The sequence below is a fragment of the Bradyrhizobium sp. genome, assembly GCF_047605465.1.
GTDB lineage: Bacteria > Pseudomonadota > Alphaproteobacteria > Rhizobiales > Xanthobacteraceae > Bradyrhizobium.
In genome coordinates this window covers 25,203-31,729 of record NZ_JASGFS010000070.1, presented here as the reverse complement: position 1 = coordinate 31,729, position 6,527 = coordinate 25,203, and the positions used below count along the sequence as shown (strand labels likewise).

General features: G+C 65.4%; 6 protein-coding genes. 2 read left to right on the top strand and 4 right to left on the bottom strand.

What is annotated here, in order from left to right; all coding sequences use genetic code 11:
- Positions 1 to 650 (bottom strand): acyl-CoA dehydrogenase family protein (locus QM712_RS31455; protein WP_415027045.1); only part of this gene is annotated, 650 nt, incomplete at its 3' end.
- A gap of 125 nt (positions 651 to 775) precedes the next feature.
- Here QM712_RS31455 and QM712_RS31450 point away from each other — a divergent pair.
- The gene (locus tag QM712_RS31450; protein WP_415027044.1) at positions 776 to 1,696 is read left to right on the top strand and encodes a LysR substrate-binding domain-containing protein; all 921 of its coding nucleotides are present in this window, start codon (positions 776 to 778) and stop codon (positions 1,694 to 1,696) included.
- A gap of 370 nt (positions 1,697 to 2,066) precedes the next feature.
- On the opposite strand, the gene QM712_RS31445 is transcribed toward QM712_RS31450, so the two are convergent.
- Together QM712_RS31445 and QM712_RS31440 are read right to left on the bottom strand one after the other, a co-directional pair.
- Positions 2,067 to 3,341 (bottom strand): cytochrome P450, encoded by a 1,275-nt coding sequence (locus QM712_RS31445; protein WP_415027043.1) that lies wholly within the window; start codon positions 3,339 to 3,341, stop codon positions 2,067 to 2,069.
- Between the two features lie 37 nt (positions 3,342 to 3,378).
- Positions 3,379 to 4,644, bottom strand: a complete 1,266-nt coding sequence (locus QM712_RS31440) for a cytochrome P450 (RefSeq protein ID WP_415027042.1) — start codon at positions 4,642 to 4,644, stop codon at positions 3,379 to 3,381.
- A 226-nt stretch (positions 4,645 to 4,870) separates the two neighbouring features.
- On the opposite strand from QM712_RS31440, the gene QM712_RS31435 reads away from it, so the two are divergent.
- A complete protein-coding gene (locus tag QM712_RS31435) occupies positions 4,871 to 5,836 on the top strand; it encodes an alpha/beta hydrolase family protein (protein WP_415027041.1) in 966 nt (321 codons plus the stop codon).
- Between the two features lie 48 nt (positions 5,837 to 5,884).
- Here QM712_RS31435 and QM712_RS31430 read toward each other — a convergent pair whose 3' ends face one another.
- Complete coding sequence (locus QM712_RS31430) at positions 5,885 to 6,520, bottom strand: VOC family protein (RefSeq protein WP_415027040.1); 636 nt, start codon at positions 6,518 to 6,520, stop codon at positions 5,885 to 5,887.
- Between the last annotated feature and the right edge of the window lie 7 nt (positions 6,521 to 6,527).

Sequence of the window (6,527 nt, the reverse complement as noted above, 5' to 3'; positions counted from 1 at the left end):
ACTTCGGTGGTGGCGTGGTTCATCATGGTGCGGATCGGGCGGATCTCGAGGCCGTTGTTCTTCGCCTCGCGCATGTCGACGATGAATACCGAGAGGCCGTCGGTGCGCTTCTTGACCTGCTCCTTCGGCGTGGTGCGCGCGAGCAGCACCATCAGGTCGGAATGTTCGGCGCGGCTGGTCCAGATCTTCTGGCCATTGACGATGTAGCTGTCATTGCCTTCCTTGCGCGCGAAGGTCTTCAGCGACGACGTGTCGGTGCCGCTGGTGGGCTCGGTGACGCCGAAGGCCTGCAGCCGCAATTCGCCGCTCGCGATCTTCGGCAGATATTTTGCCTTCTGCTCGTCGCTGCCGTGCCGCAGCACGGTGCCCATCGTGTACATCTGCGCGTGGCAGCCGCCGCCGTTGCAGCCGGCGCGCTGGATCTCCTCCAGGATCGCCGCGGCCGCGGAGAGCTTCAGGCCCGCGCCGCCATATTCCTCGGGGATCAGCACCGAGAGATAGCCGGCCTGCGTCAGCGCGTCGACGAACGCCTTGGGATAGGCCATCTCGCGATCGAGCTTGCGCCAGTACTCGCCGGGAAACTGCGCGCAGAGCTTTGCGACGGCTTCGCGGATGTCGGCGTGATCTTCGGTGTGGTGTTCCTGGCTCATGGCGTTTCCCGTTGATAGCGGCGGTTAAGATAACGCCGGCCAACCCTCCAGCGTTGTGAAAACAACGCCAGCCCCCTATGCTCATTTGCTATAGCGTATGGAGTAGCATTCCAGGATTGGCAAGCATGGATTTCCGGCAGCTCAGGACCTTCAGTTGCGTGGCGGAGCTCGGCAGCCTCTCCAAGGCATCCGACACGCTGCGCGTGGCGCAGCCGGCGCTCAGCCGGCAGATCAAGCTGCTGGAGCACGAGCTGCGCACCGAACTGTTCACCCGCAACGGCCGCGGCATGGTGCTGACGGAAGCCGGGCGCCTGCTGCTGGCGCGCACGTCCGGCATCGTGCGGCAGATCGACCAGATCCGTGACGACATCCAATCGGCCAAGGGACCGCCATCCGGCCAGGTCGTGCTCGGGCTGGTTCCGACCGTGAGCTGCGTGCTGTCGGCGCGTTTCGCGCGGCGCTGTGTCGAGAAGTTTCCCGGCATCTCGCTGCGCATCGTCGAGAGCTACAGCGGCCATCTCGTCGAATGGCTGCATCGCGGCGAGATGGATCTCGCCATCCTCTACGGCCGCTCGGCCGATCTGCATCTCAACGTACAGAGCCTCGGCCGCGACAACATCGTCGCGGTCGGCCCGCGCGGCTGCGGTCTCGCCCGCAAGAAGAGCATCGACATCGGCTGGCTGCTGCGGCAGCGGCTGGTGCTGCCCAGTCATTCGCACGGCCTCCGCGCGCTGATCGAGCACGCCGCCGCCCAGCGCAAGATCAAGCTCAACGTCCAGCTCGAGGCGGATTCCTTCCGCGTGCTGACGAGTCTCGTGGAGGAGGGGCTCGGCTTTGCCCTGCTGCCGCCCTCGTCGGTCCATGGCGAGGTCGCGGATGGACGGCTGGAAACCACGGCCGTTTCGAAGCCGATGACGCGCGAGCTCATTTTCGCATCTCCGATCGACCGTCCGGCCTCGACCGCGTCGATTGCCGTCACAGCGCTCCTGCGCGAGGAGGTCGCCGCCTGCCGCAAGGAAGGCTTGTGGGATATCAGGCTGGCCTGAACGCCGGTGCCGACGTTCTGCTGGATGTAGGACACAAGCCCGCGCCCGGCCCTTCGCATCTTGCGCGAGCTGTCATGCCGGATTTCTATAGCTGGGGCAGACGTTCATCCCGGGGAGCGCGTCTTGCGCGCGTCTCGAAGGATGACGGCCCGGCTCTGGGCCTCGCCCTTCGAGACGCCTGCTGCGCAGGCTCCTCAGGGTGAGGGGAACGAGCTGAGTGTACCGCAACGGCCGCCGCCCGCGCATGTGGCGCGCCGATGCCTCCAGGACCTCGTCATTGCGCGCGTCGCGAAGCAATCCAGGAATCGTTCATCGGCGCCGTCTGGATTGCTTCGTCGCGAGGGCTCCTCGCCATGACGTAGGACAGAGCTTACGCCGGAATGCGCACCGGCAGCGTCTCATATCCCTTGATGAAGCTTGAATAGATCCGCTTCGGCTCGCCCATCACCTCGATGCGGTCGAAGCGCTTCAGCATCTCTTCCCAGACGATCCGGAGCTGCAATTCGGCGAGCCGCATGCCGACGCAGCGGTGGATGCCGAAGCCGAAGGAGAGATGCGTGCGCGGCCGCGGGCGGTCGATGATGAACGCGTCCGGGTTCTCGAACATCTCCTCGTCGCGGTTGCCGGAGACGTACCACATCACGACGCGGTCGCCCTTGCGGATGTGCTTGCCGCCGATCTCGGTATCCTGCAGCGCCGTGCGCCGCATATGCGCCAGCGGGGTCTGCCAGCGGATCACTTCCGGCACCATGGAATCGATCAGCGCCGGATTGGCGCGGAGCTTGTCGTATTGGTCCGGGTTCTCGTTCAGCGCCAGCACCGAGCCGGTCATGGTGTTGCGCGTGGTGTCGTTCCCGCCGACGATGAGCAGGATGATGTTGCCCATGAGGTTGTCGGGGTCCATGAAGCGCGTGGCGTCGCTATGGGCCATCAGCGACAGCAGATCGTTGCGCGGCGCCGAGTTGACGCGCTCGTTCCAGAGCTTCGACATGTAGGCGTAGCACTCGTCCATCTCGCGGCGGCGCTCCTCTGCCGATGCGACGATTCCGCTCTTGGGCAGGGCCGTCGAGACGTCGGACCAGCGCGTCAGCTTGCGCCGCTCCTCCCAGGGGAAATCGAACAGGGTGGCCAGCATCTGGGTCGTCAGCTCGATCGAGACGCGCTCGACAAAGTTGAAGGTCTCGTTGCGGGGCAGATTATCCAGCACGGTCTGCGAGCGCTGGCGGATCAGTTTCGCCAGCTCGTCGAGATGCGCCGGCGTGAACATCGGCGACACGGTCTTGCGCTGTGCCGAGTGTTGCGGCTGGTCCATGGCGATGAAGCTCGGCCAGTCGTAGCCGGGCGGCACGTCGCGGATCGCGATGCCGCCGAGCGTCGAGTCCGAGGAGAAGATGCCGTGGTTGGTGTCGACATGCATGATGTCGTTGTACTTCACCACCGACCAGTAGGGCTCGATCGGCGCGTTGGTGCAATAGTGCACCGGCTCTTCCTTGCGCAGCCGCTCGAACCAGGGCCACAGCGTATCGTCCTGGAAGAGCCTCGGCGCACCGGGGTGGAAGTGCGCCAGCGGCGTCGCGTAGGCCTCCTCGCGCGCCCTGCGCATGCGTTCGGCCTTGTCCACGTTGACCGGCGTCTGGATGTTCATGGTGGTGGCTCCAAAGTTTTGCCCCTCGAGCTTCGGTTCACGCCGCAATCTTGACCGGCAGCGTTTCCAAACCCTTTACGAAACTCGAATAGACCCGCTTGGGCTCGCCCAACACGTCGATATGATCGAACCGCTTCAGTATCTCCTCCCAGATGATCTTGAGCTGGAGTTCGGCAAGCCGCAGGCCGACGCAGCGGTGGATGCCGAAGCCGAAGGACAGATGCGTGCGCGGGCGGGCGCGGTCGATGATGAAGTCGTACGGCTTCTCGATCGCCTCCTCGTCGCGGTTGCCCGAGACGTACCACATCACGACCTTGTCACCCTTCCTGATCTGTTTGCCCCGGAACTCGAAGTCCGTCAGCGCAGTGCGCCGCATGTGTGCCAGCGGGGTCTGCCAGCGGATCACCTCCGGCACGAAACTGTCGAGCAGCGCCGGATTCTCGCGCAACTTACGGTACTCCTCGGGATGCTGGCTCAGCGCATAGATCGAGCCCGACATCGTGTTCCGCGTGGTGTCGTTGCCGCCGACGATGAGCAGGATGAGGTTGCCGAGAAAATTCCGCGCGTCCATGTCGCGGGTCGCGGCGCCGTGCGCCATCATCGAGAGAAGATCGCTCTTCGGCGGCTGCTCGATGCGTTCTTTCCAGAGGCGGGAGAAATAGCCCGCGCATTCCGTGAGCTCGGCCATCCGTTCGTCCTCGGTTGCGACGAGGCCGCCGGGACCGGGGATGGTCGTCGCGATGTCTGACCAGCGGGTCAGCTTGCGGCGGTCTTCCCAGGGGAAGTCGAACAGCACCGCGAGCATCTGCGTGGTGAGCTCGATCGAGACGTGATCGACCCAGTCGAACACCTCGCCGCGCGGAAGATTGTCGAGACATTCGGCCGAGCGCTTGCGGATGTTGAGGGCGAGGTTGTCCAGATGCGTCGGCGTGAACATCGGCGCCACGGTCTTGCGCTGCGCGGCATGGCGCGGCGGGTCCATCGAGATGAAGCTCTCGCGCCGGAGGTCGGGATCGATGTCGCGGATGGTGATGCCGCCGAGCGAGGAAGCGGAGGAGAACACCGAATGATTGGTCTCGATCTCCATGATGTCGTTGTAGCGCGTCACCGACCAGTACGGCCCGAACATCGAGTCTTTGCAGTAGTGAACGGGCTCCTCGCGGCGCAGGCGATCGAAATAGGGCCAGAACGCATCGGTTCGGAACAGCTCGGGATCGCCCGGGTCGAATTGATCGAGCGGCAGTGACGAGGCGCGTGCGCGCAGCGCATCGCGCTTCGCCACGCTTTCGGTGGTCCCGTGCATGACCGTTCTCCCTGACATGAACCGCGCGTTCTCGTTCAATTCTGCGCTGCGGCATTTGGGGTGCAATTACAGCCGGTTGTCTGCGCCGGAGCAAGGGAGAGTTTTGCCACACCCAACCTTGACGAGAGGCGGATCGGGGCGCTGCCCGCGGTCGCGCCAGGCCCGACATAATTCCGTCGCCGATCGCTGGTCAGTTCCATCGAGAGGAATGCCGGGGGAGGGCGCCGTGCTCAGGACATTTGTCGCGTGTGCCTCGATCCTGTGCGCCCTGGCCGCTCCGGCCGGCGCCGCCGGCATCCAGCTTCTCGATTCGGAGACGGGCTTGCGCGGCGCCATCTGGTATCCCTGCGCGAGGGAGCCCGAGCGCGTCGCTCTCGGCAATCTGGACGTCGGCGCCGATTTCCGGCTGATGGGCGTCAAGGATTGCCCCATGGCGGGCGGAAAGCTGCCGCTGGTTCTGTTTTCCCATGGACGCGGGGGCTGGTTCGGACAACATCATGACACCGCCGAGGCGCTCGCCGACGCCGGGTTCATCGTCGCGGCGATCAATCATCCCGGTGACACTTTCAGCGACTCGTCCCGGCGCGACACCCTGTCCATCCTGGCATCGCGTCCGGTCGACATGATCCGTCTGCTCGACTTCGCGCTGTACGACTGGAAGGACCGGGCGACGATCGATCCCGCCAGGATCGGCTTCTTCGGCTTCTCGCTCGGAGGTTATACCGGCCTGGTGCTGATCGGGACCACGCCGGATTTCGAGAGGGTGGCAGGTCTCTGCAAGGAGACGACCGGAACGTGCGCGCAACTCCACAGCGGAGAAGCGCGGCCGAACCCGCCCCATGACGCGCGTATCCGCGCCGCCGTGATCGTCGATCCGGTGCCGAGCTTGTTCACGCAGACCAATCTCGCCGCCATCCATGTCCCCTTCCAGTTCTGGCGATCCCAATTCGGAGGTCCCGGCGTCGGTGACGGCGCCGGCAATGCGCGCGTCGCCGGTGTCCTGCCCGGCACGCCCGACATCCACGTCGTGCCGGCCGGCCACTACGCCTTCCTCGCCCCGTGCTCGCCGGAGCTCGCCGCCGCCATCCCGCGCATCTGCACCGACACGCCGGCGGATTTCGACAGGGCGGCCTTTCACCGGGAGTTCAACGCGAACGTCATCCGCTTCCTGCGCGAACATCTCGGGCCGTGATCCCTCGCCATTCGCGCGATGGGATGAGCACGATGATCGGAGACGCGCCTAGACCAGTTGCCGGTCGCCGCGCGGTGTTGTGATCACCGCCCGGAACGACGGCCGCGGATCGACGCAATAGCGGATGCGCGGGTCGTCGAGGAAGCCTTCGAGCGAAGCCCGGATCGTCGCCGCATCGGGGTGCCGAATTTCGAACTCGACGAGCGCGCAACCGAGGTCGGCCATGCGTGATGCCGGATGCGGACCGGCCGGCCACTGGATCAAGCTCGGGAATGCGCCGCCGAACGGCATCGATCCGTCGGGCGGCACGGAAATGAGCCATTCGAGAGTACCGCGCGTCACGGTGATCGCGGGTCGGGCGGCATGCGGGATTTTCGCCAGCGCCGCGTGGATGTCGGATGTCCGCGCGACCCAGGTCACAAACCTTGGTGACGCCGCCAGCGCCTCGCGCGTCGGCGCTCCGTCCAGCGCGAACCAGCGCGGCCGTGTCGGCGGAGCAGCCGACGGATTCGGCGCGATGACTTCGAGGAACAGCGTCTCGCTCAGCCGCAGCAGATGGTTGTGCGTTCCCATCAACGGATGCGCGCCGCCGGCCGGAGGCGCAATGCCGAGCGCCGCCTCGACATAGGCGACGCCTTCGGCGAGGTCATTCGCGGCGATTGTGATGTGATCGAGATGAAGCATGTCCGGC

Bases quoted from the DNA above. Each gene is read 5' to 3' on its own strand.
- QM712_RS31450 (WP_415027044.1), top strand. From the start codon at position 776: ATGGATTTCCGGCAGCTCAGGACCTTCAGTTGCGTGGCGGAGCTCGGC.
- QM712_RS31445 (WP_415027043.1), bottom strand. From the start codon at position 3,341: ATGAACATCCAGACGCCGGTCAACGTGGACAAGGCCGAACGCATGCGC.
- QM712_RS31440 (WP_415027042.1), bottom strand. From the start codon at position 4,644: ATGCACGGGACCACCGAAAGCGTGGCGAAGCGCGATGCGCTGCGCGCA.
- QM712_RS31430 (WP_415027040.1), bottom strand. From the start codon at position 6,520: ATGCTTCATCTCGATCACATCACAATCGCCGCGAATGACCTCGCCGAA.